The organism is Pseudoalteromonas sp. S3260 (assembly GCF_005886925.1).
In the GTDB taxonomy this organism is placed as follows: Bacteria; Pseudomonadota; Gammaproteobacteria; order Enterobacterales; family Alteromonadaceae; genus Pseudoalteromonas; species Pseudoalteromonas tetraodonis.
In genome coordinates, this window is sequence record NZ_PNCV01000017.1 from 1 (window position 1) to 25,779 (window position 25,779).

At 39.8% G+C, this 25,779-nt stretch carries 20 protein-coding genes and 1 pseudogene; 15 read left to right on the top strand and 6 right to left on the bottom strand.

The features are described 5' to 3' along the window. Positions 1 to 159 precede the first annotated feature (159 nt). The gene (locus CWC14_RS03790; protein WP_008113715.1) at positions 160 to 1,806 is read left to right on the top strand and encodes an EAL domain-containing protein; all 1,647 of its coding nucleotides are present in this window, start codon (positions 160 to 162) and stop codon (positions 1,804 to 1,806) included. 29 nt (positions 1,807 to 1,835) lie between these two features. Here the strand turns inward: CWC14_RS03790 and CWC14_RS03795 are convergent, their stop codons facing one another. Beyond that, entirely contained in the window at positions 1,836 to 2,744 is a 909-nt protein-coding gene (locus CWC14_RS03795) for a 1-aminocyclopropane-1-carboxylate deaminase/D-cysteine desulfhydrase (protein WP_138561366.1), read from the bottom strand. Between the two features lie 335 nt (positions 2,745 to 3,079). Here CWC14_RS03795 and CWC14_RS03800 point away from each other — a divergent pair. The 9 genes and pseudogenes from CWC14_RS03800 (at position 3,080) to tldD (ending at position 15,738) form a co-directional block, all read left to right on the top strand. Continuing rightward, a pseudogene (locus tag CWC14_RS03800) lies at positions 3,080 to 5,083 on the top strand (SUMF1/EgtB/PvdO family nonheme iron enzyme). Positions 5,084 to 5,217: 134 nt separating this feature from the next. Beyond that, the gene (locus CWC14_RS03805) at positions 5,218 to 6,261 is read left to right on the top strand and encodes a rod shape-determining protein (RefSeq protein ID WP_138561368.1); all 1,044 of its coding nucleotides are present in this window, start codon (positions 5,218 to 5,220) and stop codon (positions 6,259 to 6,261) included. Next, positions 6,261 to 7,103, top strand: coding sequence for a rod shape-determining protein MreC (gene mreC, locus CWC14_RS03810; protein ID WP_016900309.1), 843 nt, complete (start codon positions 6,261 to 6,263; stop codon positions 7,101 to 7,103). Before CWC14_RS03805 ends, mreC begins: the two co-directional genes overlap by 1 nt. Further along, on the top strand, positions 7,096 to 7,575 hold the full coding sequence (gene mreD / locus CWC14_RS03815) for a rod shape-determining protein MreD (protein ID WP_138561370.1): 480 nt from the start codon (positions 7,096 to 7,098) through the stop codon (positions 7,573 to 7,575). Before mreC ends, mreD begins: the two co-directional genes overlap by 8 nt. Next, positions 7,575 to 8,144 carry a Maf family protein gene (locus CWC14_RS03820; RefSeq protein ID WP_069438829.1) on the top strand — a complete coding sequence of 190 codons (570 nt, stop codon included), beginning with the start codon at positions 7,575 to 7,577 and terminating at the stop codon, positions 8,142 to 8,144. Before mreD ends, CWC14_RS03820 begins: the two co-directional genes overlap by 1 nt. Position 8,145: 1 nt before the next feature. Then, the gene (gene rng, locus CWC14_RS03825; RefSeq protein ID WP_013463925.1) at positions 8,146 to 9,618 is read left to right on the top strand and encodes a ribonuclease G; all 1,473 of its coding nucleotides are present in this window, start codon (positions 8,146 to 8,148) and stop codon (positions 9,616 to 9,618) included. Next, positions 9,618 to 13,466, top strand: a complete 3,849-nt coding sequence (locus CWC14_RS03830; protein WP_138561373.1) for a YhdP family protein — start codon at positions 9,618 to 9,620, stop codon at positions 13,464 to 13,466. The genes rng and CWC14_RS03830 overlap by 1 nt, the downstream gene beginning before the upstream one ends. Further along, positions 13,463 to 14,302 (top strand): carbon-nitrogen hydrolase family protein, encoded by an 840-nt coding sequence (locus tag CWC14_RS03835; protein ID WP_138561375.1) that lies wholly within the window; start codon positions 13,463 to 13,465, stop codon positions 14,300 to 14,302. Before CWC14_RS03830 ends, CWC14_RS03835 begins: the two co-directional genes overlap by 4 nt. Further along, a complete protein-coding gene (tldD, locus tag CWC14_RS03840; protein ID WP_036981136.1) occupies positions 14,299 to 15,738 on the top strand; it encodes a metalloprotease TldD in 1,440 nt (479 codons plus the stop codon). Before CWC14_RS03835 ends, tldD begins: the two co-directional genes overlap by 4 nt. A 61-nt stretch (positions 15,739 to 15,799) precedes the next feature. On the opposite strand, the gene CWC14_RS03845 is transcribed toward tldD, so the two are convergent. The 4 genes from CWC14_RS03845 to CWC14_RS03860 are packed head-to-tail and all read right to left on the bottom strand — an operon-like array spanning position 15,800 to position 19,286. After that, entirely contained in the window at positions 15,800 to 16,300 is a 501-nt protein-coding gene (locus CWC14_RS03845; RefSeq protein ID WP_028834506.1) for a DUF3299 domain-containing protein, read from the bottom strand. A gap of 14 nt (positions 16,301 to 16,314) precedes the next feature. Continuing rightward, entirely contained in the window at positions 16,315 to 17,562 is a 1,248-nt protein-coding gene (locus CWC14_RS03850; protein ID WP_008113744.1) for an ABC transporter permease, read from the bottom strand. After that, positions 17,559 to 18,245 (bottom strand): ABC transporter ATP-binding protein, encoded by a 687-nt coding sequence (locus CWC14_RS03855; protein ID WP_138561377.1) that lies wholly within the window; start codon positions 18,243 to 18,245, stop codon positions 17,559 to 17,561. The genes CWC14_RS03850 and CWC14_RS03855 overlap by 4 nt, the downstream gene beginning before the upstream one ends. A 6-nt stretch (positions 18,246 to 18,251) precedes the next feature. After that, positions 18,252 to 19,286 carry a CDP-glycerol glycerophosphotransferase family protein gene (locus CWC14_RS03860; RefSeq protein WP_138561385.1) on the bottom strand — a complete coding sequence of 345 codons (1,035 nt, stop codon included), beginning with the start codon at positions 19,284 to 19,286 and terminating at the stop codon, positions 18,252 to 18,254. A gap of 217 nt (positions 19,287 to 19,503) precedes the next feature. On the opposite strand from CWC14_RS03860, the gene CWC14_RS03865 reads away from it, so the two are divergent. The 5 genes from CWC14_RS03865 to CWC14_RS03885 all read left to right on the top strand — a co-directional run bounded on the left by CWC14_RS03865 (position 19,504) and on the right by CWC14_RS03885 (position 24,954). Beyond that, the gene (locus CWC14_RS03865; RefSeq protein WP_008113749.1) at positions 19,504 to 20,607 is read left to right on the top strand and encodes a phosphoribosylaminoimidazolesuccinocarboxamide synthase; all 1,104 of its coding nucleotides are present in this window, start codon (positions 19,504 to 19,506) and stop codon (positions 20,605 to 20,607) included. 137 nt (positions 20,608 to 20,744) lie between these two features. Next, positions 20,745 to 21,410 carry a methylamine utilization protein gene (locus CWC14_RS03870; protein WP_138561379.1) on the top strand — a complete coding sequence of 222 codons (666 nt, stop codon included), beginning with the start codon at positions 20,745 to 20,747 and terminating at the stop codon, positions 21,408 to 21,410. After that, entirely contained in the window at positions 21,400 to 23,715 is a 2,316-nt protein-coding gene (locus CWC14_RS03875) for a bifunctional diguanylate cyclase/phosphodiesterase (RefSeq protein WP_138561381.1), read from the top strand. Before CWC14_RS03870 ends, CWC14_RS03875 begins: the two co-directional genes overlap by 11 nt. Next, on the top strand, positions 23,705 to 24,535 hold the full coding sequence (locus CWC14_RS03880; RefSeq protein WP_138561383.1) for a DUF3034 family protein: 831 nt from the start codon (positions 23,705 to 23,707) through the stop codon (positions 24,533 to 24,535). The genes CWC14_RS03875 and CWC14_RS03880 overlap by 11 nt, the downstream gene beginning before the upstream one ends. Further along, positions 24,535 to 24,954: a group I truncated hemoglobin gene (locus CWC14_RS03885; RefSeq protein ID WP_008468306.1), complete on the top strand. Its 420-nt coding sequence runs from the start codon at positions 24,535 to 24,537 to the stop codon at positions 24,952 to 24,954. Before CWC14_RS03880 ends, CWC14_RS03885 begins: the two co-directional genes overlap by 1 nt. Positions 24,955 to 24,991: 37 nt before the next feature. Here CWC14_RS03885 and CWC14_RS03890 read toward each other — a convergent pair whose 3' ends face one another. Further along, positions 24,992 to 25,738, bottom strand: coding sequence for a glycosyltransferase family 25 protein (locus CWC14_RS03890; protein WP_008113762.1), 747 nt, complete (start codon positions 25,736 to 25,738; stop codon positions 24,992 to 24,994). Between the last annotated feature and the right edge of the window lie 41 nt (positions 25,739 to 25,779).

Consider the following 25,779-nt stretch of genomic DNA (forward strand, 5'->3'; position numbering starts at 1 on the left):
TTATGTGCAGCTCAGGTTAGTTAACTAATTGAAGGCTAAATATAATGTTTATAACATTAAGTACTAACTTTTAAACCTTCGCTAAACTTTTATTATTGGCTTGTACAATTGCAAATAGTAGACAACACTTTAATAACTTATTTGATGTGCCGGTGGGTTATGAAAGCCAGTAAATTTCACTTTACCAATTATTCAAATGCTTTGTTTTTTGCTCTGTGTATCGCCTTGCTAGTGATTATTAATAGCGGTTTAAGTTTGGTTTTACAGCATCAAAACGAGCAAGTTGGTTTAAAGCTAGCAAAGCAATTGCAACAGCCATTGGCCAATGAAAAACAACTTATTGCAAATACGCCTTTTACGCTCGCCCCTAATAAAAACTCTATTTATATAGAAAAACAAAAACATTATTTTAGCGCTAACTCAAAAGGAATTTTGCTCTACTCATGGCCAGTTTGGTATAGCTATAGCTATTTGTTTTTAATAATAAACGCGGTTCTTTTGCTCGCTATGCTTTGCATTCGACGTTTTAAAAAGCCTAAAACAATAAAAAACAGCACAATAACCTCTAAACGTCAGCAGTACTTTAATAATAAGAAAGTACGTTATGCACCCAAAGTGAGTTCTTTACAGCTCGCTCCAATAGCGACAACTAATGTGCAGGAAACAATTAAATATAATGTATTTGCACTTATTCAGTGTGAATGTCATTTTGATGCAAACACTGACTTACAAGCGACTCTTAAAGTCTTATTGGCAAAAGACTTTATTAATACGACTGAAATATCGGTTAAGTTATTAACTGCAGGCAATTTCGCTTTTACTCTCACAGGGATTGATGCAATTGATAAACTCAATTGCGCTAAATATTTACATCAATGCATTGTAAGTGCCGCTCATGTATTGGCGCCAAGAACTGCACAGAGGCATGTAAAAGTAGGTTTATGTACTTATTATTCCGAGGCTGATCAGGTTATGGTGTATCAGTTGGCAAAGTCGGCACTTACTCTTTCGCAGCAAAATCGAGTTAAGCATTATCACCAATTAGCGTTAAATTATGGTCATGTCCAAAAGCTCGATAGACACTCAATACCACAACGAATTAAAAAGCAAAAATTGGCTATTTTATTTCAACCAGTATACGAGCTCGATAGCGGCGCTATTATTAAGCATTACGTATCAATTAAAAGTAATGACAGGGGAAATAAACAATTACTTAATCAAGAAAGTATCAGTCAATTTTATAACGAAGGTGAGGCGCTATTGCACGATCAAGCGGTAGTTATGCAAGTAAAAAAACTATTGCTTATAGATAACTCATCGTCAGTTATCAGTATTAAGTTACATCCTAAAAACTGGTTTAATAACGAGTTTTGGAGCTGGTTAACTGCTTATATCAATGACTTAAAAAACCAACATACACTGCAATTTTCTATAAATGAATCAGAATTCTTAAATAATCAATTACGGTTGCAAGGCGCTTTTGCAGCAATAGCGGCACTAAACTGCAATATTGTAATTGATGATGTGAGAAGCAGTAAAAATATTTTTAAGTTTACGCTTAATAAACAAATATCAGGGCTTAACTTAGCTTTTGAACTTGTCCATGGGATAGAGCGCAGTAATTCACAACAAAAATACGTTAGGGGAATTGTGCATATAAGTAGATTATTGAGCTTGTCAGTATTTGCACTTGATGTAGAGACGCCTCAGGAGCTACAACTTTTAAAAGTAATAGGCATTAGCGGCGCGCAAGGAGGATATTTTTCTAAATTACTACCCAATTATACTCAAGTCGCATTTCACTAATGCTAAGCAATTAACAAGTTAAATATACTCTACACTAATTTGCGATATTTTAGCCCTTCTAAACCTTGCAACCCACCAGTATGTATTGCAATAATTTTGCTGTTAGGGGCAAAGTAATCATTATTGATGAGCTGCCAAAGTGCGTACATCATTTTACCGCTGTAAATAGGCTCCAAGGGTAATTGATGTTGATTCTGCATGTGTTGGCAAAACTGCCATAACTCAGCTGTAAAACGAGCATATCCACCACCGTGAAATTGCGTAAGTAGTTGCCAGTTATTTTGTGATTTTGCTTTAGGGCTAAGAGCGCGTATTTCGTCCCGCAGGTAGTCGGCTTGCTTTAAAACAGCAATCCCTAGTAGGTTGATTTTATTTGAGCTGCCCTCTACCAATCCAGCCAAGGTACCGCCACTGCCAGTTGGACAGATTAAGTAGTCGTGCTCAGGTAAACTCTGGGCAAGCTCTTTACATCCCTCTATAGCAAACTCGTTAGTGCCTCCTTCAGGTAGAATGTATGCGTTTGGAAAGCGTGCCTGTAATGCGGCTAAATAGGCTTCATCATGTCGTTGTTTGTACTCTATACGATTGACTGCATGTAACTGCATACCACATTGCTGTGCAAATTTTAGAGTAGGATTATTTAGATCAAGCTGTGGGCCGCGCACAATTGCGTGGGTTGTTAAGTTAAACTCTTTACCAGCAGCGGCGCACGCATGAATGTGATTTGAAAAAGCACCACCAAATGTAAGTAATTCAGATTTACCCAGTTGTTGCATACGAACTAAATTGTATTTGAGCTTTCGCCATTTATTACCGCTGATAAGTGGATGCAATAAATCATCGCGCTTAATAGTTAAAGTTATTTTCTTGTCTGTTAGTAATTCACTGGTAATTGTTTGTAAATAGCTATGTTCATTAATACTGAATGGTATTGGCATTATCACTCTTTTTCATTAGTTACATGATGAATGTGCTGTGTAATAGCGTTATTTTGACTCAGTTTTTATTACTTAAGCAAACTAAAAAATATGAATACGCGGCTAAATTGGCATCTTAATAGCGTAAAATGCAGATAAATCTCGGTGTTGTTAAATAAATTAGCTATTTAGTACAAATGAAACGGTTATTTACTGGCATGAAACGGGATAATAGTTGTAAACTGAGATAATAAATGAACAAAGCTTGTGTTTTGTGCTTCAAGTACATAGCATAAGGTTTTATTATAAAAAATAATAATAACCAAATAATTGCCGCTTTTTTGGGTCTGGAATATATGCGAATTGCTCCTTTATCTCTGTTAATTTCTGCTAGCTTTTTTGCAAGCACAGTATTTGCACAAGATACAACTACTGTAAACAGAATTGAATCAGAGATTAATACGAAACAAACAGAATACACTCGTTCAACGACGATGCTCGGCAAATATTTAAAAGAAGAGAATCAACTTCAAACACAACTTGAATTGCTGATAACGCGTTCCACACAGCTTGATAAAGAAAAAAACCAAGCGTTGGATGCGATGAATGATATGTATCGACGTTTAATTGATAATCCGTCGCTAGACATTACCTCTGCACAGTCGCGTTATCAAAAAGCCGTTGTTGATCAAGAACAAAATAAAAATGATATTTCTATGCAATTGGCGGCAATTGCATCCCATCTAAAAGATATTGAGCAAATTCGCGCTGATAAACATGCACTTCAAAACACCATTGAAAGCTTAAAAGTGCAATATACCACGGCGCGTGTAGAGCGATTACGCAACGAGTTTACCCGAGAGGGTACGTTTGAAGTTGACCATACCATTAACTGTAAGCGGACTGAAACACTGGCGGCATGTGAGCAGAGCGGTCAGCAAATAGAGCTGAAAAAGGCAACTAAACGTTTTTTAGATCAAATATTTGAAAATCTTACAGAAAAACGTCTTGTTGAACCTAAGCGAGACATGGCAGGGGCACAAGTACAAATTTTAAGTAGTCACGTGATTAAGGGCGCATTTAGCGGGCAAGGTGATTACAACGTCAATTAAGCGTTACTATGCGCGGAGATGTAAACAGCAGTCGTTTATGTCACTTACTTAGTGTGAATAATAGTTTTTGTTTAGAGTATGGTACCCCGCTGGCAAATACTTATCAGCCAGCTTATAGCACTACTTTCTCTGATAGTCAGTTAACATTCAGCTATAATGGGGATAATAAAGCCGCTGCCGTTGTCGCTAAAACAGTTAATAAAAAGCCTAAAGTGGTCGCTGAGAACAAGAAAGATCAATTAGTTTAGTTAACCTTACGCTCTAATGTACACGGCGATGAAGTATTTATTAATGATATTCGAGTAGGTTCTACTCGTTTGGTGACGAACTTACCACGTGGTTTGCATAAATTAGAAATACGCAAAGAAGGTTACATCCCTTATAAAGCGCGAATTGACTTAAAGAAAACGCGAACGCTTTTTGCTCAGTTGGAAAAAAGTCAGAGTCGATTGCTGCACCGACTAAAAAGCGAGAGCAAATAATACAAGCAGATTGCCCAAAAGGAATGGAAGTTGATACACGCCCACCTATGGTGGACCCATCAGCAGTGATGATCCCCTTTGGTAAATTTAAAATGGGTGATATAAACGGCAATGGGCTTGAAAATGAACGCCCCGTGGTTGAAAAAACGATTAGTGAATCTTTTGCTATGTAGAGCAAAGAAGCGACTGTTGGCGCATTTGAAGCGTTTGTAAACGAAACGCAATATAAAACCGAAGCTGAAAAAGGCAAAGGTTGCGCATATTATCTCAACGGCGAACCTGTTTGGGAAGCAAGCTTAAATTGGCGTGCTCCAGGATTTGAGCAAACCAATGAGTTTCCTGCTGTGTGTTTGACAAAAATGATGCTATTGCTTACGCTGAATGGTTTTCTGATAAAACAGCGCAAACGTATCGTTTACCCACTGAGGTTGAGTGGGAATATGCGGCGCGTTCAGGCACTGAGACAGAGTACCCATGGGGTAACGAAATTGGTAAAAACCTAGCTAACTGTGGTTGGTGTGGTAGCGAGTGGTCGAATAAACGCACGGCTCCGGTAGGGTCTTTCTCTGCAAATGCATTTGGCTTATACGATACTGTAGGCAATGTATGGGAATGGACTAGCAGCACAGGGAATAAAAAAGATGCCGTTGTTCGCGGAGGTGCATGGAATTTTGCCTCTAGCCTTGCTCGTGCATCAACGCGTTTAATTTTAGCGCCAGATTTTAGAGCTAATTATATTGGCTTTCGCTTAATGAGCGAACGATAATATTTAATGTGGAAGCGGTGCTTCCTCTTTTTAATGATTACAAAGACGGTTGCGCTTTACATTGCTCATTGTGTTGAGAATGTTAAAGTAAGCGCAACTACAATAAGAACGAATTTCAAAGGTCATCCAGCCTCATGTTTAAAAAACTCCGTGGTATTTTTTCAAACGATCTATCGATCGATTTAGGTACAGCCAACACACTAATTTATGTAAAAGAAGAAGGTATTGTATTAAACGAACCTTCAGTTGTTGCTATTCGTCAAGAGCGTGCTGGTGGACCTAAAAGTGTTGCATCTGTAGGTACAGAAGCTAAGCAAATGTTGGGCCGTACGCCTGGTAATATTAAAGCTATACGTCCAATGAAAGACGGTGTGATTGCTGATTTTTATGTTACTGAAAAAATGTTACAGCACTTCATCAAACAAGTGCACAATAATAATTTTATGCGCCCAAGCCCACGCGTGCTTATTTGTGTTCCTTGTGGAGCTACTCAAGTTGAAAAGCGTGCAATTCGTGAATCAGCGATGGGTGCAGGTGCTCGCGAAGTCTACTTAATCGAAGAGCCAATGGCAGCTGCAATTGGTGCCGGTTTACCGGTGTCTGAAGCAACGGGTTCTATGGTGGTTGATATTGGTGGCGGTACAACAGAAGTCGCTATTATTTCACTTAATGGTGTTGTGTATTCATCTTCAGTACGCATTGGTGGTGATAAGTTCGATGAAGCCATTATTAATTATGTGCGTCGTAACTTTGGTAGCTTAATCGGTGAAGCCACCGCTGAGAATATTAAACACCAAATTGGATCGGCATTTAAAACAGAGGAACCAGTAGAGATAGAAGTGCGTGGTCGTAACCTTGCAGAAGGCGTTCCTCGTTCGTTTACGCTTAACTCGCATGAAATCTTAGAAGCATTACAAGAGCCACTAATGGGAATTGTAAGCGCTGTCATGGTGGCGCTTGAGCAGTCTCCACCTGAGCTGGCATCTGATATTTCAGCGCATGGTATGGTGTTAACTGGCGGCGGCGCATTACTTAAGGATTTAGATCGCCTGCTAATGGAAGAAACGGGCATTCCAGTGGTTGTTGCTGATGATCCACTTACGTGTGTTGCACGTGGCGGCGGCAAGGCCCTTGAAATGATTGATGTGCACGGTGGTGACGTTTTTAGTTACGATTAATGAAATCAATGTTTGAAAAAACGGTTTCTTTGCAACTGCGACTTTTTGTCGCAGTGCTTTTGAGTATCGTATTGATCCTTGGAGACAAGTACACGCAAGGTGGCGAGAACATTCGTACTAGTTTGAATACGTTGGTCAGTCCACTTATTTATGTTGCTAACCTACCTTACGAAGTATTTAGCTTTAGCGCCAAAAGTTTGCATACCCGTGAGCAGTTACTAACCGAAAACGAAGCACTCAAAAAGAAGCAAGTATTGCAAAGTGAGCAAATCCAGCAATATGAGTTTTTAGCAAAAGAGAATCAAAAACTTCGTGCATTACTTGGCTCTTCCTCTAAACACACCAATCGTAAAATTATTGCTCAAGTACTTTCTGTTCATTCAAATCCTTATAGTCACCAAGTGGTGATAAATCGGGGAACCACCGATGGTTTAAGCGAAAGCCAAGCGGTGATTGATGATATGGGGTTGGTCGGGCAGTTGACTAAAGTTGGTTCAACAACCTCGCGGGTGCTGTTAATTACAGATACTACCCATGCAACACCGGTGCGTATATTACGAAACGATGTGCGCACAGTGGTTGAAGGTATCGGTAAAATTAACGTGTTAAAGCTATCACATGTACCGCATAGCTTAGATGTGCGTATTGGTGATGTGCTGGTAACCTCTGGCCTAGGTGGTACCTTTCCTGAAGGTTATCCGGTTGCGGTGATCACCGAAATAACTCGTGATGAAGGCCAACCTTTTGCTCAAGTATTTGCTGAGCCGATAGCTCAATTAGATCGAATTCGGTTACTAGTGGTATTATGGCTAAATCAGCAGGAGTTGATGGGTGATGATTAACCGTCATATTCTCTTAATCGCATTAAGTATTTTCTTTGCATTAGTAATGGTGCTAATGCCGTTACCTTTTTCACTTGAACCATTTCGTCCTGATTGGGTGCTGTTGGTGCTTATGTACTGGTCTTTAGCTTTACCGCATAGACTAAATATAGGGACTGCCTGGGTTGTTGGGTTATTAATTGACTTAGCAACAGGCTCCTCATTGGGTGTTAATTCCTTAACTTATTCAGTATGTATTTTTGTTACTGCAAGTAACTTCCAAAAAATTCGCAATTTTTCATTGTGGCAACAAAGCCTACTTATAGGCTTGTTCTTAACGCTTTACCACTTAATGCAGTTTTGGTTAAATCACTTTTTACTTGGCGTTTATTTTAGCCCACATTACTTATGGCCTGTATTAACAGGCATGTTGAGCTGGATATGGGTATTTTTATTACTTCGAAAATACCGTAGACATTTTAGGATCAGATAATGACTTGCGCAGTATATTTAGCCTCCGCGTCTCCCCGTCGTAAAGAGCTTCTAACCCAATTGGGGATTGAATTTTCACAGTTTAGTGTTGATGCCGATGAAAGTCAGCTTGCTAATGAGCGCCCGCATGACTATGTAGAGCGTTTAGCGCGTTTAAAGGCGCAAATGGGCGTAGAGCAAGGGTATACTGACCGGCCAGTGCTAGGTAGTGATACTGTGGTGGTGATGGATAACCAATCATTATGTAAGCCTCGAGATAAAGACGATTTTACTCAAACCTTAAAGCGCTTATCAGGGAGCACGCACCAAGTGTTAACAGCCATCGCTTTTGCTACATCAGATAAAGTACTCAGTTGTGTGGTCAGTACAGATGTCACCTTTAAAACGCTCAGTGATGAAGAAATACATGCTTATTGGCAAACGGGCGAGCCTCAAGATAAAGCCGGTGGTTACGGTATCCAAGGGTTAGGTGGGCGCTTTGTAACGCATATTTCGGGTAGCTATTTTGCCGTTGTCGGCTTACCTTTATATGAGACAGAACAATTATTAAATACATTCTTAAGAGGGTAGCATGAGTACAGAACTACTGATCAATGTCACGCCAAGTGAAAGTCGCGTTGCCCTAATCGAAAACGGTGTATTACAAGAAATTCAGCTAGAACGTATTGGTAACTTAGGTATCGTGGGTAATATTTACTTAGGTAAAATAAGTCGCGTGTTACCAGGTATGCAAGCCGCTTTTGTTGATATAGGCCTAGAGAAAGCTGCCTTTTTACACGCTTCAGATATCGTTAATAGTGCCTCTATCGTTGAGGGTGTTGACGACGAGCCGATTAAAAAAGTCCAAGATATTCGTGAGCTTGTTCGCCAAGGTCAGTACATTATGGTGCAAGTGGTTAAAGATCCTTTGGGTAGCAAAGGGGCACGTTTAACCACTGATATCACGATACCTTCACGGTATTTAGTGTTTATGCCTGATGCGACACATGTTGGGGTGAGTCAGCGTATCGAAACGGAAGAAGAGCGTGCAAGGCTGAAAAAAATTGTAGCCGAATACGGCGATGAAAATGGTAGTTTTATTGTCAGAACAGCTGCTGAAGGCGCAAGTGAAGCTGAGCTGAGACACGATGCAGCTTTTTTAAAAAAGCTCTGGGATAAAATTGTCTCTAGACGCAGAAAAACAAGCAAAGCCAGTATCTTGCATGAAGATCTTACACTTGCCTTTAGAACGTTACGTGATTACGTAGGTGAAGATATGGAGCGCATTCGTGTTGACTCTAAGCTTACCTACCAAGAGCTTAAGCTGTTTACTGAAGAGTTTGTGCCTTTGTTATCACAAGTGCTTGAGTATTACCCAGGTGAGCGTCCCATTTTTGATTTATTTGATGTAGAAAGTGAAATTCAAAAAGCACTGCATCGTAAAGTTACTTTAAAATCGGGTGGTTATTTGATCATAGATCAAACTGAAGCGATGACCACTGTCGATGTTAATACCGGTGCTTTTGTTGGTCACCGTAACCTTGAAGAAACTATTTTTAATACCAACGTAGAAGCAACGTCTGCTATTGCCCGTCAACTAAGGCTGCGCAATTTGGGCGGTATTATTATTATCGACTTTATTGATATGGTAAGCGATGAGCATAAACGCCGAGTAATGCACTCATTAGAATCTGCACTCGATAAAGATCGTGCCAAATCTAATATCAATGGTTTGTCGGCATTAGGCTTAGTTGAAATGACCCGCAAACGTACCCGCGAAAGCCTAGAGCATGTACTGTGTGATGTATGCCCAGCATGTTCAGGGCGTGGCTCACAAAAAACAGTTGAAACGGTCTGCTATGAAATTCTTCGTGAAATAGTACGTGTTAATCGCGCTTACGATGCAGATAAGTTTGTAGTGTATGCTTCGCCTGCAGTTTGTGAAGCGCTATTAAATGATGAGTATCATAACCTCGCCGAATTAGAACTATTTATTGGAAAGCAGGTCAATATTCAAACTGAAAGTTTATACAGCCAAGAGCAGTTTGATGTGGTAATGATGTAATGAAATTTAAAGCGGCCTGTTTTTATTGTGTACGAAAATTATGGCAAATAAGTGCTGTAATTTTAGTACTACTGGCCGTGATTGTTTCTATTTTAAAATACACCTTACCCTACGCGAACGATTATAAAGGAGATATAGAAAGCTACCTTGATGATAGGTTTGATATTAGTTTATCTATAGGTACTATATCAGCTAGTTGGCAAGGTAATGGTCCCGCTTTAGTACTCGAAGAATTATCATTTAAAGACAATCAAACAGCCCCTATCTCTTTAACCATAGCTAAAACCAGTTTAGAGCTAAATCTTTGGGAAAGTTTAAAGTCGCTGCAGTTTAAATCAAATTACTTTGTGATCAATGGTTTTCATACCAAGGTTAATGTCGCCAATTTATTTGCAGGTGATCAAGATGAAGTTTCATTTGAGCAAAAAGAATTAATAGAAGGACTGTTTTTAGGCGAAACCGGTCACTTTGCAATAGAAAACTCCAGCATCAGCTTTGTACTAGAAGATAACAAAGAACGTAAACTGTTATTAGAAAACATTGTATGGCAAAACCAAGATAAACAGCATCTTGGCAGTGGTAGTCTAGCGCTACCGGGTATTTCTGTGGGTAATTTTGATGCCCGTATTGCGCTCAAAGGTGAAACCTTAGAGCAAATGGTAGGTGATCTGTATGTGCAGGCTAATCAGGTTGATGTGTCAAATTGGTTAGCCCAGTATATAAATACTCAAAAGCAGCAACTGCATAGTGATTTAAATTTACAAGCATGGCTTAGGTTAGAACAAGGCTTAATAAGTGACGTAAAAGTACAGTGGTTACCGAGTGCGGTAAATTGGCAACTCAATGAGCAAACACAAAAAGTCAGCCTAAGTGAAGGGGGATTTCATTTATACCCTGAGCAAAATAGCTGGCGGTTAAAAAGCACTGGCTTAGCGTTTAGTACCAACGAAATAATGTGGCCTAGCCTCGAATTTGAAGCTTTATTAGGCAAGAAAAATAAAATATGGCTACAGCAACTCGATTTAGCCCTATTAAATGATTTAGCAGAATTAACTAATTTTACTGATTTAACTCCTTTTTTAGCTCGCCAACCCAGTGGTGAAATAAAAAACGCGTATCTAGAGTTTGCCGATGCAAAGCAATGGCAACTATGGTTTAAAGCTGATGAAATTAGCTGGCAAGAAAAAAACGCCGTACCCGCCGCTCAATCTTTAAGGGTTGATGGATTAGTTAATCAGCAATATGGGCGGATCACTATTTTTGGTGAAAACAGCCATTTAATTACAGGTGCTAGTTTTAGTAATAATATTGACTATAACCAGCTAAACATTGAATTAGATTTAGCTAAGCGCTCAGGCGATTGGCATATTAGTAGTGATAACCTGTGGTTTGATAACAATGAAGTGACCTTAAGCGCACAGATGAAATTAAGTTTAGGTAAGACGCCTCGCTTAGATTTATATGCCGAAGCATTTGCCCCCGATGCCAGTGTTGCCGGTCATTATTTTCCTTTAACGTTAATGAGCCCTGAGTTAGTTAGTTATTTAAATGGCGCAATAAAATCAGGTGAAGTAACAAATGCCCAGGTGTTATTTTCTGGTCCATTATCAGGCTTTCCATTTGACGATGGTTCTGGGCAGTTTGATGTTTTAGCGCAAATAGATAATGCTACCTATCAATTCGATCCGGCTTGGCCAGCAGTCACAAATGCCAGTGTAAAGCTGCATTTTGCAAATGAGCGAATGGATATTTATAGCCAGCAAGGCCAACTTGTAAACCTTGACGTTGGCAGTAGTGTACATGTGAGTATTGATGACTTAATGGGCGATGCGCCATTGGTGGTTAGTATTGATAAGCAAGCTGAGCTTGAAAAAATGCACGATTTTTTTGCCGCCACACCTTTAGCAAATCCATTAGCTGATATTTTTAATGTTGCGCAAGGACAGGGGCTTGCCAGCGCAAACATTGAATTGCTAATCGGTTCACAATTTGAGGGGGGAGCGAGTGTAACTGGTAAGGTTAATTTACTTGATTCACCTCTTTATATTTCTGCTCCCGGTATTTCGCTTGAGCATTTAAAGGGTGAACTTAGCTTTAATAATCAACAAATAAACCTCACCGATGCTACGGCTACATGGCTTGGTATGCCATTAACGATTAACTACACTAGTGACGCAAACGCAGAGGATTATCGCGCTAATATAAATATAAATGCTCAGCTTGATGCGCAAACACTCATAAACCATGGTCAAGGCATTTTAGATGGTTACTTAAGCGGGCAAAGTGACGTTGATATTGCTTTAGAGCTTAATTTTACCGAGCAAGGGTTTAACTATCGTGCCGAAGTTGAATCGCCACTTATTGGCTTAAATAGTTCCTTGCCAGGAGTATACACAAAAAGCAGTGAGCAAATTTGGCCTCTGAGTGCGGTTATTCAAGGTGATGATATCTCTAATCTGATCACTGCAAATATTAATGAGTTATTTTATTTCAATGCCATTCTAGACAATACTCAATCGCAGTTTACCAACGCTCATTTTATCATCGGTGAAAAAGACTTAGGGCTTAACTCACAAAATTTAGCGGTGAGTATTAATTTAGCGCAGAGTGAGTTATTACCTTGGATTGATTTAATTGATCAAATTATTAATGTAGCTAAAGCGCAGCCTGAGAATGCATCGCCGGGCGTGATGCCGCCTTTACATGAAGTGATTGCGAATATTAACTCTTTTAACGTGAGTGGCATGCAGTTTAATGATTTTGATATGCGTTTATCGCCCCTAAATAATAATTTGCAATTAAAGCTCAATGCCAAAGAGTTAAGAGCCGAAGTATTTATACCTAGCGGGCAATCAAGTCAGCCGATTCGAATTAATAGCGATTATTTAAGGCTTAATTTTTTAGATACAGAACCAGAGCGACTGAGCGAAAAATCAACCCCTGAACAACTTGCATGGCTTACAAAATTACCGGCTATTGAATTTGAATGTGCCGATTGTAAAGTAAGTCATTATCAGCTTGATAAGGTAAGCGCCTCATTGTTAGGCGATGGTAAAAAGCTGCTTATTTCTGAGCTAGTGGTTGATAAGGGCGACCATATATTACGGACTAAAGGGCAATGGCAGAATGGCCTAACGGCGATGAGTGGTGAACTTAAAAGTGATGATATTGGCGCCTTATTTAATGAGTTTGATATTACCACCACTATTAAAGACTCAAACGCCAATCTAAATTATCAGCTAAATTGGCAAGCGGCACCTTATGATTTAGACATTGCCAGTTTAGATGGCGAAATTAGCTGGGATTTAGGCGAAGGCCATTTAACTGAAATCAGTGATGGAGGTGCACGCGTATTCTCATTACTGAGCCTTGATTCATTAGTGCGTAAGCTAAAGCTTGATTTTAGAGATGTATTTTCTAAAGGTTTTTTTTATAACAGCATGCAAGGCACCATGCAGATAGATAAAGGCATTGCCTATACCCAAGATACTAAAATGGATGGGGTACCTGCCGATCTCTCTATAAAAGGGTATGCAAATTTAAATACTCTCGAAATTGACTACGACTTAGCCGTGGCACCACAAGTAACCTCGAGCATTCCGGTGATTGTGGCTTGGATGGTTAATCCAGTAACGGGGCTTGCAGCTTTAGCAATTGATAAAGTGATTCACTCTGCCCGAGTGATCTCAGAGATCAACTTTAAAGTAACAGGCAAAATGAACGATCCTCAGGTACAAGAGTTAGATCGTAAGAGTCGAGAGGTGACTTTACCGCAAGCAGCACAAAGTCAGCCACAAGCATCCTCAGAGTTAAAGCTTAAAGATGCCGAGGTTAGCGCCACACAATGAATAAACAAGGTATAAATTCAGCCCCTGCGATTATTGCATTGCAAATGTGCTCAGGCTTAAACCCTGATGATAATATTGCAAAATTAAAACAGGCTTTACAAATCTTACCGACAGCTCGTCCGCTGCTAGTGTGTTTACCAGAAGCATTTTTAGTGTTTAGTAAACACGCAGGTGATACGCTTTTAGTGTCACAGCGTATTGAACAGTACAAACAGCAACTCAGTGAATTGTGCCGTAAGCACAATATTTGGTTAAATGCTGGCACACTACCAGAGCCGTATAACCAGCATAAGTATTATGCTGCCTCACACTTGTTTAATAACCAAGGCGATATTGTTGCAAGCTATAACAAAATACATTTATTTGATGTTGAGGTAGATGACCAGACAGGTAGCTACCGAGAATCCGATTTTACTCAAGCCGGCGATGAGGTTGTGGTTGTTGATTCGCCCTTTGGTAAAATTGGTTTAACAGTGTGTTATGATTTGCGTTTTGCTGGTTTATTTAATGCCTTAGTTCGCAAAGGTGCCGAAATTATATTAGTACCCAGTGCGTTTACTGTTCCAACAGGTAAAGCGCATTGGCAGCCGCTACTTGCAGCGCGAGCTATAGAAACGCAATGTTATGTTATTGCTGCAGCGCAATATGGAACGCATGAAAACGGTAGGCAAACTTATGGTCACAGCCTCATGTTATCGCCTTGGGGTGAAACATTAAGTGAAAAATCAACAGGGCTTGGTTTTATTAGTTGCACCGTAGATTTAAACCAGTTACACAAAATTAGACGAGATATGCCGCTGCAATCTCACCAACGATTTAGAGAGCCATTATTATGAATTCGGTTGAACAGCATTTATTACACGACAGCCAGCTAAATCGAGAAGAACTCGAAAAAACATTAGCTTATATTCACCAGCACAAAGTTGATTATGCCGATCTTTATTTTCAATCGAGTCATCATGAGTCTTGGGTATTAGAAGATGGCCTTGTTAAAGAAGGGTCTTATAATGTTGAGCGTGGTGTTGGCGTACGGGCTGTTAGTGGTGAAAAAACCGGTTTTTCGTATTCAGACGCAATCAATCTTGAAGCGTTAAACAAAGCAGCCACGGCAGCACGTAGTATTGCCGATGCCGGTGAAGATAAAGCGGTTAAAGTATTCAGCGATGTGGCTGCAAAGCAGCAGTATGCGCCACATCAGCCTATTTCTAGCATGAGCGATACCGATAAAGTTAATTTGTTACGTGAGCTTGAAAATTATATTCGCGAATTAGCCCCTGATGCTGAGCAAGTTATTAGCTCAATGTCTGCGGTATACGAAGAAGTATTAATTGCAGCCAGTGATGGCACCTTTGCTACCGATATTCGCCCACTGATCCGTTTAAACTGCTCTGTATTACTTGAAAAAAATGGTCGTCGTGAACGTGGCGGTGCTGGTGGCGGCGCCCGCCTAGATTATGGTTACTTTAAAGAGCTTGTTGATGGCAAGCCGCGTTGGATGGGTTTTGCAGAAGAAGCTGTTCGTCAAGCTAAAGTAAACTTAGAAGCCATTGATGCCCCTGCGGGTACTATGGAAGTGGTATTAGGTAATGGCTGGCCAGGCGTGTTGTTACACGAGGCCGTAGGTCATGGCCTAGAGGGTGACTTTAACCGTAAAGGCGCGTCTGCGTTTAGCGGTAAAGTAGGGCAAAAAGTTGCTTCAGAGCTATGTACTGTGGTTGATGATGGTACTATGGCCGATCGCCGTGGTTCACTTAATGTAGATGACGAAGGTACGCCTGCAGCCTATAACGTACTTATCGAAAACGGTATTTTAAAAGGCTATATGCAAGATAAAATGAACGCGCGTTTGATGGGGGTAAACCCAACAGGTAATGCACGTCGTGAGTCATACGCGCATTTACCTATGCCACGTATGACCAACACTTACATGTTAGGCGGCGAGCATAGCCAAGCTGATATTATCAGCACGGTTAAAAAAGGCGTGTTTGCTCCCAATTTTGGTGGTGGTCAAGTGGATATCACCTCAGGTAAGTTTGTATTTAGTGCCTCAGAAGCGTATTTAATTGAAAATGGTAAAATCACCCAGCCAATTAAAGGGGCAACATTAATTGGTAATGGCCCTGAGGTTATGCAACAAATTTCTATGGTAGGTAATGATTTAGCGCTTGATAAAGGTGTAGGTGTTTGTGGTAAAGACGGTCAAAGTGTACCAGTAGGTGTTGGCCAACCAAGCCTGAAAATAGATAACCTAACAGTGGGTGGCACGGCTTAATTTTATTACAAAGTCGTTATAAAAAAAACCGCGTTTTTACGCGGTTTTTTTATTTTAAGAATTAAAGCTCAAAAGGAGCAACACCGACAGCTTGCATTGTGTAACCTACTTGAGCGATTTCGCCAGACCAAGTTTGCGTTTTAATAATACCCGTTACAACAATCGCATCGTATAAGCTATCGATAGGGACACCGCCTTTAATGGTCACATGAACCAGCTGATTTGGCGGCGGCGGGGGCACATGAATACAGGCACCAAAGTAAGGGACTAATAAAAACTCGGTGATAAGTTCGCTATCGCCTTCAAGAGGTACAACAAAACCAGGTAAGCTAACAGACTGCCCATCAAGTGCTTTAACAACTGGCGCGTCTAAATCAGGTTGCACCCAGTTTTGTTCACTGCCTTCGTGATTAGCTTGTGCTTGAGTATCTATTTGTACATGGCCCTCGGGTATGAGGTCTTCCCAAAAAATTTCCTTGGGTGGATTTGCAATGCTAGCAAAGCTAATTAGCACTGCGCTTAATAGCATTAAAGAGTGTGTAGTTACTTTAAACAACGTCATGATCATCCTAAAGTTTATATTTTTATACTCATACCATCACTGAGAGAATAAAAGTAAGCGCGTGTAGCGGGGATCAAGCCAATAATAAATCCCGCAGCCATAATAACGCCAATCAAAGTGAGTTCATAGTCAGAGAGCATGCTGATATTAATACTCACTCCAGCTTGGCTCTGTAAGTAACCCGCGGTCGTACCCATAAGCGCATAAAATAGAGTGCAACCTACTAAGCAACCTAAAAAGGTGGTAAGCAGTGATTCCATACTGATCAGCGAAAATAATTGCCAAGGGCGGGCACCCACAGAACGCAGTATTGCCAGTTCTCTGCGGCGTTGATTAAGGTTAGCAAGTAATGTGGTTAACATACCGAGCAAGCTAATAATGACCACCACAAATGAAAATAGCAGTAGGATCTTTTCTATTATTGCCAGCATTTCCCAAAGCTCTTTTAAAGTGACTGTGGGCATAATCGCTAATAGAGGCTCTTGTTTATATTGATTTATGTTACGCCTAATTTGTAGCGTATAAAGCGGTGAGTCGAAGCCCATTAAAAAGGCGGTAATTTGTTTTGGGTGCCCAATTAATGCATGGCTCGAGTGATCATGATGATCGTCATGATCATGATGGCCGCCACCATGGATCAGCTCAATTGCCGCCAGTGGCACATGCAAGGTTTTATCCACCGGGGTACCGGTAGGCTTTAAGATACCAACCACTTTAAAAGGGTTATCATCATGATGATGAAAGCTAGTATTGCCCATGCCATGAGAAATCACAATTTCATCACCAATTTTATAGGCCAGTTTACTTGCAACCTCACTACCTATAACAACTTCATTGATGCTAGAAAAAGCCTGTCCTTGTTCAAATGCTAAGGGTTGTTTTTTAGCAAATCGATAGTGCTTAAAATAATCGAGTGTGGTGCCTAAAACTGCTTGACCTTTATGGCTATCTCCAAGGCTGATAGGAATGCTCCACTTAACCCCGCGCTGTTTTGTTATGTATTGATAGCTTTGCCAACTCACCCCATTGTTGGTATGGCCAATTCTAAACACCGAGGAGAGGAGTAATTGAATATCGCCAGTGCGTGCGCCAACAATTAAATCGGTACCCGAAATGGTATTACTAAAACTACTTTTAGCATCTACGCGAACTCGCTCAATACTGAGTAATAACATGACGCTAATCGCAATAGTGAGCAATGTCAGTAATACGCTGGCACGTCTATTGAGCAAACTTTTATAGGCAAGTTTAAATAAAATCATACATCACCTTGTAAACTTACTAAGTCGATTGTGCGGCTAAAGAGTGGCTTTAATGTTTCATCGTGACTGACAAAAACAAGCGTGCTGTTACTTTTTTTTGCTTGTTCAAATAGCAGCTTAATAAAGCTTTCACGATTTTGCGTATCAAGTGCTGAAGTAGGCTCATCGGCAATGATAAGTTCAGGGCTGCCTATAAATGCCCGCGCTGCAGCAACTCGCTGTTGTTGCCCAATACTCAAAGTGGCAACATTTTGATTATGAAAGTGCGGCTCTAACCCCAGTGCATTGAGTAATCTGGCTGCTTCACTCTCTAAATTATCGGCTTGGCTGAGCACGTGTTGCTGACGTTTTTTCGAAAATTGGCACCCTAAACACACGTTTTCTAATGGGGTTAAATAAGGTAGTAAATTAAAGTTTTGGAAAATATAGCCAATATGGTCCGCTCTAAATACATCGCGCTTTGCGTTGGTGAGCGCACTTAGGTTTTGGTTTAAAACACAAAGTTGGCCGCTAGTGGTTACATTAATGCCTGCCAGTAGCGCTAGTAAGGTAGATTTACCACTGCCGCTTGGACCATGTAAAAAAACATGTTCCCCGGCATTAATCGTAAGCTGCTTAATAGCGAGAGTCGGGATGACTGCGCTTTTTTGCCATTTGAAAGAGACATTCTCAAGGTTGATCATAACGGCTTACCAACCCCAATAGTTAAGTCTTTTGCGCATTTTAAATTGTCTAATAAAATTAAGCGGTTTAGCTTTGAGCTTTTCATCACTATGCAACAGTTCATTGGTTGCGCAAAGTACTCGTTGGCTTGACTTACCATCTGTGTATGGGTGTAACTCTTGGCAAAAAGCTTCAATATTATCTACAAGTTCTTTTGGGTAAGTTAGTGCGTAGTCTATTGCGGCTTCAACGTTATTTTTATCCGTAATATTAAGTAAGTGTTTTTCAGGTGCTTTATTGCAAAACGTTACAACTGGTTTTCGTTGTACCAAAAACATCAGTAATATGGATGAAGTGTCGCACAGCATTACATCAGCAGATTGTAATAAAGGAATAACATTGTCTGTTTCAACAAAGGTTAGATTGTCATTACTTAACGCTTTGTATTTATCAACCCACTCTTGTGCCATTTTAGGATGAAACTGAACTAAGAGTCGCCATTTACCGCTTTCACTAAAGTGTTTTATTTGTTCATAAAGTTTAGGTGCAAGAGATAAGCGTTTTGAGAATGTAGAGCAGATCAATACTGTTGGGCGAGAGTCTATTTCATCAATGTGGCTAGGCTTTGAGTTACCGTTAAAAAATTGATCTAGGGGAGGCCAACCTGTTTCTACTACCTTAAAATAACCCAATTTTTTTTGTAACGCCGTAAATGGAGCCGTTGTATTTGGGCCTTGTGTACAATATAAATCAAAGCAGCCCCGCACTTTAAAGTGATCGTTTTGGCCTTTTTTATTTAGCTTTCCAGCATCAAAGCCGTGAAAAACAGCCACTTTCTTTCCGGGAAAAAATGTAGGGATAGAGTTCGCTGGTGCAAAGGTTGCGTCAGGCGCCCATTGATTTATTTCATGAATAGAATTTAGTGTTTTTTCATCACTTTTCAAAAAGTCAGGATTAACATTATCACCTTCTAAAAACCATTTAACTTCCCCTCCTTGAGCTAATATTTCTGTTTGCAAAGGCCTTAAAATAGCATAGGAATAATTTTGAGAAATATACATTAAATATTTCTTATTCTTAGTGGCAGTTAAATAGTTCAAGTTAGCTCCTTAGGGCAAGTAATCATGCAAGTTTACCCCAATGCGCCAGCTAGATAAATATACTGAGATGATTTGTTTTTAGCCTAAGATTGAGCTTTGTGGTTGGCTAGATTATTATAGAGCGCCTAACCCCAATTCCATACTTTGCTCTTTGAGCATGCCAAACCCCGGAGATAGCATGACTAGCTATAAAGTTTTAGACGTAAACGATGACTTACCCATTCGTACTAAAGGTAAAGTACACAGTGGCAAAGTGCGTTCAGTTTATTGGTTAACTGATGCAGATAGCAAACGCTTAATAAATGAAAAAGGCTATAACGTTCCTGCCGATACTGAATTAGCCATTATGGTTATTTCAGACAGAATTTCTGCTTTTGATTGCATATGGCAAGGTGAAAATGGCCTAAATGGCGTTCCTGGTAAAGGGATTGCATTAAACTCAGTGGCTGCTCATTGGTTTAACATGTTTAATGAAGCCGGTTTGGCGGGTAATCATATTGTTGATATTCCTCATCCATACGTATGGATTGTTCGTAAAGCCAGTACAGTTAAAGTTGAAGCGATTGCTCGTCAATATATTACCGGTAGTATGTGGCGCGACTACGCCAAAGGCGAAAGACACTTTTGTGGTTTGCAACTTCCCGAAGGCTTAAAAGCGAATCAAAAGCTTGAGCAAGTACTTATAACTCCCTCTACTAAGGGGATTATAGAAGGGGTTGCTGATATTCCTGCCGTTGATGATGTAAACATCACTCGTGAAAATATTACAAACAACTTAGATGTTTTTAATTTTAAATCGGCTGACGATGTCACCAAATACGAAAAATTATTGGTTGAAGGGTTCGAGTTAATCAGTAGTGAGTTAGCTAAGCTAGGGCAAATTTTTGTTGATACCAAATTTGAATTTGGTTATGTAGAAGATTTAAATGGTGCGCAGCAACTTATTTATATTGATGAAGTAGGGACACCCGATTCATCGCGTATTTGGGATGAAGCATCTTATAAAAATGGCAAGATTGTTGAAAACTCAAAGGAAGGTTTCCGTCAGCTGTTAATTAATAACGTACCAGAGAGTGATGTGTTATTAAATAAAGACCGTATGGCTGAACGTGAGCAGTTAGCAAAAGATTATATTTTACCTGAGTCAGTAATGCTTGAAGTGTCTGACACTTATGTGGGCATCGCGAGCAAAATTATTGGTAAAGAGATTATTATACCTAATGATCCGCGCCAAGAAGTGATTGCTATTTTAGATGCTGATTACGGTTTAATCGTTAAATAACGTAGTAAGTAGACAGATATAGCAAAGCTCATTTTAACTAATGAAAAAGTATGTATTTTAAGTAACTGAGCTATAATTCTTGCAATTAGTGCTCGTCTCTAATTAACTTAACCTATGGTGAATTTTTGGGTGTGGTTATGTTAGAGCGAGCATGGCAAGTTATTGCAAAACGTCGTTATTTATTAGTACTGGGTGTATTGTTTAGTGTATCGGCTTTTGGTAATACCATTAATTTGGTTATTAAAGATCAGAATGACCAAGTATTGCCTAATGCTGTCGTAGAAATAAATCATTTACCTTCTTCAAAAACTTCGGGCAATTTACCCACACCGGTAATGGATCAAGTTGATAAACAGTTTTCTCCAGAGTTGCTTATTGTACACCAAGGTCAGTACGTCGACTTTCCAAATAGCGATAATATTCGCCACCATGTTTATTCTTTTTCAAAAGCTAAACCTTTTCAATTAAAGCTTTATTCTGGCCAGCCAGAAGAACCTATTAAGTTTGATAATCAAGGTGTTGTTGTTCTAGGCTGCAATATTCATGACTCCATGGTGGGCTATATATATGTCGCTAACAGTAGTCATGTGTATACCAGTAACGAGCAAGGCCAGATAAAGCTGCAAGTAGACACTTTTCCTGTGCAAGCCAGTGTTTGGCATTCACTACAAACAGCTCCCTTGGATAATAAAAAACAGTTTAATATAGAATCACCCAGCCCGTTATCAATAACTATAAATACATCTACCCCTGCACCACGTAATACCTTTGGCAGTCAATTTAGGGAAGGCAATGGCCAATAATTTACGCAGCCGTATTACAACGCTTTGCGTTGGCTTGGTATTACTCACTACCTTGGTTAGTTTACTGAGCTTTTGGTGGTCTACCAGTAAATTTCAGGCAGAAAAAGTGCAACAAAATATAACGGTAGCGCAAAGCGTTTATAAACAATATTTAAAATCAAAAGAGGGCTTATTATTAACAGCCGCAAAGGTGTTAACCGCTGATTTTGGTTTTAAGCAAGCGGTTGCAACTCGTGATGCCGCCACTATTAGCAGTGTGTTATACAACCACAGTCAACGGATCAATGCGGATCTTATGCTGTTGCTCGATTTATCAGGGCGGTTAGTATCAGCTAATGTTAATGCACAAAATTTTGCCGATAACCTACAGCCCTTAATGGATGAGTTATTAAATAATTCTGAGCAATCGAGCTTTGTGGTGTTAAATAACCAGCTGTACCAAGTGATTTTATTGCCCGTTAAAACTCCCAGAACCATAGCTTACAGTTTGGTCGGATTTAAAATAACATCTGCAGTGGCTACTGAGCTAAAAAGCTTAACCGGAATGGAGGTTAGTTTTGTTGCGCAATTAGATGATTTTACAACAAGCTCGCTAGTATCCCAACCAGATAACTTTCAACCAATAACTTACTTTAACAATAAAACTACGGCTCGTTTTTTTGCCGAATACTTGGCCTATGAAAACGAACAAATAGCTTTACCCTCTTTACAATCGCATCCGATAACCTTACTGCTTAGCGCAGATTTAACCTCGAGTTATCGCGATATTGAGCAATTATTATTAACGCTGATCACACTCGCTGTTTTAACTATGTTATTTGGTGTGATCACCAGTAGTTTGTTAGCAAATAATTTAACGACAGGACTTTCACAGTTAGCGGTTATTGCCAGACAGTTTGCAAAAGGCGACTACCGCTTTAAATTTGAAGGTAAAAAGCAAAGCAGTGAAATAGAAACGCTCGTGAATGCTTTTAATAACATGGGTAATGATATTAATAAGCGTGAGCAGCAAATAAGTTTTCAAGCACATCACGATACTTTAACAGGGTTTTATAACCGTTCTGCTATGTTAGATTTATTAGCTAAGCGGCTCACTAATGATGCGCGGTACACGCTTGTTGCTATTGATATAAAAGGCTTAAGGCATATAAACGATAAGCTTGGTCCACAAGTAGGGGATGGATGTTTAATTGCAGTGGCAAACCGTATTCGTCAATTTTCTGATGAGCTAGGTGGTTTTCATGCCCGTATTGGTGGCGATGAATTTTTAACGGTTTACCCTTGTGCAGAGGTTGAGCAGGTAAAATGTGCAGTGGCTGATTTACTCAAGCAATTACAGCTAGCTTACAAGGTTAAAAATTTAAAAATAAGCTTACGCTTTAATGCTGGTATTGTGCAATACCCAGAGCAAGGGACTAAAGCAGACGATTTAATGCGACGTGTACTCATTGCTGTAGATGCAGCTACAACGAGTCAGCAAAGCTTACATTATTATCAAGACGGTGAAGATGAGGCGCATTTAGACCGTTTAATTATGCTTGATGAACTCAAACAAGCAATTGATGATGATAATGGACAATTATTTATGACCTATCAGCCTAAATTGAATATTAAAAGTCAGAAAATTGATAAGGTAGAGTCTCTTATTCGTTGGCAACGAAAAGATGGTGGCTGGGTCTCGCCTGAGGTCTTTATTGATTTAGCCGAGCAGTCAGGGTTAATAGTAGAGCTGACCGCTTGGGTTGTCGAGACTGTGATTGCACAAATAGCCGATTGGTCAAAAAAGGATATTCATTTACAAGCCGCTATTAATGTTTCTGCCCAAGATATTGCTCATTCAGGTTTTCACGCTTCGTTGCTAGCCACCTTAAATAAATACCAAGTAAACCCAAGCTCTGTCACTATTGAGTTGACGGAGCGCGATATGATTGAAAATGAAGCCCAAGGTATCAAAGCGTTAGAAGATTTAAAAACTATTGGCGTTAAAATCTCATTAGACGATTACGGTGTCGGACAAACATCATTGGGGCGATTAAAAATGTTACCTATTGATGAGCTTAAGTTAGATAAATGCTTTATTTTAACTTTGCATGAGTCACAAAAAGATCAATACATAGTGCGCTCTTCAATCACACTGGGTCACCAATTGGGGTTTTCTGTTGTGGCTGAAGGGGTAGAAACCGCTGAGTCTTTATCAATGCTTCACGAAATGCAATGCGATCATGCGCAAGGTTACTATTTAAGTCGCCCTTTAAAAGCGCAGCAATTAGAACAATGGTTAGAGGAATATCAGCGTGTACATTAAGTTATTATTCGCCTTGGCACTCTCATTTTGTAGTGCGTTAAGTATGGCTGCTACGGGGAAATTATTAGCAACACCAGGGGTGTCTCAAATTGAAGGCAGTGCAGGTGGCGGATTAGTTCCTTGGGCACAATTAGCAGGGTATGCCAGTGAAGACGAATGGGCTGTTAATGGTTTTTGTAGTCGTGCTGATGTTACTGACTACCGTCTTGATGCCTGCGGCATGCAACTAAACCTATTCAATCGAGTTGAGCTCAGTTATGCAGTGCAGCAGTTTGATGTGCCTGCGCTCAATACAGAAATAGAGCAGTCAATTTCTGGGGCAAAAATTCGTTTATATGGTGATATAGTATACAGTAAGTGGCCCCAGCTAAGCATGGGTTTACAGCATAAATCACTAGAGGATGGCACAGTAGCAAAGTTAGTTGGCGCAAAAAATACCAGTGGTACAGATGTGTACCTAGCCGCCAGTAAATTACATTTGGGCGCACTTGCTGGGTACAACTGGTTTTGGAATGTGACTACTCGCTACAGTAAAGCCAATCAGCTAGGACTGTTAGGATATGGCGGGGCTAATGAGGGCAGCCATATTTTAGTAGAAGCAAGTAGTGCAGTTTTTGTAAGTCGTGAACTTGCCATTGGTGTTGAATATCGACAAAAAGCCAACAACTTGGGGTTAGGCGAACAAGATTGGCGTGATTTATTTATAGCGTGGATACCAAATAAGCATATGAGTGTGACTGCGGCCTATTTAGATTTAGGGCGGATTGCTGGTGTTGATAATCAAACTGGCTGGTATTTATCGGTTACGGGGTATTGGTAATGAAACTGAGTGTATTTATTTTTTGTTGTTTAAACTTACTTGCAGGGTGTACAACCCAACCCAACACCTCTTTGTATCACCAGCTTGGCGAACAAGCTGGGCTTGAGAGGCTAACTGATAGTTTTATTACACAAATAGGTAATGACAAACAAGTGTTTCATTACTTTGAGCACAGTAATATCAGTCATTTTCGACAAGGGTTTATTAGCCATTTATGTTCGCTGGTGGAGGGCCCTTGTGAATATAAAGGTGACTCTATGGTTGCTATTCATACAGGCATGAACATAAACGAAAAAGACTTCAATCACGTTGTCGATTTATTAATAAATGCAATGAACGAGCAAAATATCCCACATACAGTGCAAAATAAAATTTTAGCTAAAATGGCGCCATTGCGTGGCGAAATTATTAAAATTTAACAGGTCGCAGTCATGCAGCCAATATATTGAGCTTCAGTTATAACTTTCTAGTTATAATTGACAGATCAGCTGATATTTTTTTGCGTTGCATATATAAGTTTAACCTGTGTTTTAAATTTCTAATAAATGTACTTTTATTAGAATGCCTACCTGAATTTGTCCTTGCTATTTCACTTTCAAATTGGCTATTAGTGGCAATTGGATATGGCTTAATACCTACGATATTGAGCCCAACTTCACTATGAAACTGCATATCAACATCAACAGGTCTAAAAAATGGCTTTCTGTGCAGAAGTTTCTTAGCCCCCTCAAGAGATAATATATATCCTTGAGCTCCATTTGGGACTTTAAAGTAATTCCCCAAAACAAACTCACTCTCAAGGGGGTGTGTATTAATAAATGCTAAATCTCGGCTATCGGAAAGTTTTATAAAATCCCAATTTTTTAATTTTTCTGCTGATTCAATCGTATTAGTTAAATGCGATTTAATTATAATGTCGTCCTCAAGTATTACGCACATAGGTATCGAGTGTGTAACTATATGCTCCCAGACTCGCATATGGCTAATGTAACAACCTATTTCTCCTAGTGTTAAGTTGCGATGATATGAGTTTTTATTCTTTTTCGGGCAATACCATTTGAGGAGCTCTTGCTCACCAAGATGTTTACCAATAGTAGCTTCAAAGCGTTCAGCACTTATATTAAGATCTTTAAGTCGCTTTTGAACCTCATACCAACGGGATTCACAAGGTTTCATGTTGATAATAAATATCGAAGTTTTCATTTTTTAATTAACCTGAGCTGCGGATAAGAAATTACTAATTT

Coding starts and splice junctions, on each gene's coding strand:
- CWC14_RS03790 (WP_008113715.1), top strand. CDS start 160: ATGAAAGCCAGTAAATTTCACTTTACCAATTATTCAAATGCTTTGTTT.
- CWC14_RS03795 (WP_138561366.1), bottom strand. CDS start 2,744: ATGCCAATACCATTCAGTATTAATGAACATAGCTATTTACAAACAATT.
- CWC14_RS03805 (WP_138561368.1), top strand. CDS start 5,218: ATGTTTAAAAAACTCCGTGGTATTTTTTCAAACGATCTATCGATCGAT.
- mreC (WP_016900309.1), top strand. CDS start 6,261: ATGAAATCAATGTTTGAAAAAACGGTTTCTTTGCAACTGCGACTTTTT.
- mreD (WP_138561370.1), top strand. CDS start 7,096: ATGATTAACCGTCATATTCTCTTAATCGCATTAAGTATTTTCTTTGCA.
- CWC14_RS03820 (WP_069438829.1), top strand. CDS start 7,575: ATGACTTGCGCAGTATATTTAGCCTCCGCGTCTCCCCGTCGTAAAGAG.
- rng (WP_013463925.1), top strand. CDS start 8,146: ATGAGTACAGAACTACTGATCAATGTCACGCCAAGTGAAAGTCGCGTT.
- CWC14_RS03830 (WP_138561373.1), top strand. CDS start 9,618: ATGAAATTTAAAGCGGCCTGTTTTTATTGTGTACGAAAATTATGGCAA.
- CWC14_RS03835 (WP_138561375.1), top strand. CDS start 13,463: ATGAATAAACAAGGTATAAATTCAGCCCCTGCGATTATTGCATTGCAA.
- tldD (WP_036981136.1), top strand. CDS start 14,299: ATGAATTCGGTTGAACAGCATTTATTACACGACAGCCAGCTAAATCGA.
- CWC14_RS03845 (WP_028834506.1), bottom strand. CDS start 16,300: ATGACGTTGTTTAAAGTAACTACACACTCTTTAATGCTATTAAGCGCA.
- CWC14_RS03850 (WP_008113744.1), bottom strand. CDS start 17,562: ATGATTTTATTTAAACTTGCCTATAAAAGTTTGCTCAATAGACGTGCC.
- CWC14_RS03855 (WP_138561377.1), bottom strand. CDS start 18,245: ATGATCAACCTTGAGAATGTCTCTTTCAAATGGCAAAAAAGCGCAGTC.
- CWC14_RS03860 (WP_138561385.1), bottom strand. CDS start 19,286: ATGTATATTTCTCAAAATTATTCCTATGCTATTTTAAGGCCTTTGCAA.
- CWC14_RS03865 (WP_008113749.1), top strand. CDS start 19,504: ATGACTAGCTATAAAGTTTTAGACGTAAACGATGACTTACCCATTCGT.
- CWC14_RS03870 (WP_138561379.1), top strand. CDS start 20,745: ATGTTAGAGCGAGCATGGCAAGTTATTGCAAAACGTCGTTATTTATTA.
- CWC14_RS03875 (WP_138561381.1), top strand. CDS start 21,400: ATGGCCAATAATTTACGCAGCCGTATTACAACGCTTTGCGTTGGCTTG.
- CWC14_RS03885 (WP_008468306.1), top strand. CDS start 24,535: ATGAAACTGAGTGTATTTATTTTTTGTTGTTTAAACTTACTTGCAGGG.
- CWC14_RS03890 (WP_008113762.1), bottom strand. CDS start 25,738: ATGAAAACTTCGATATTTATTATCAACATGAAACCTTGTGAATCCCGT.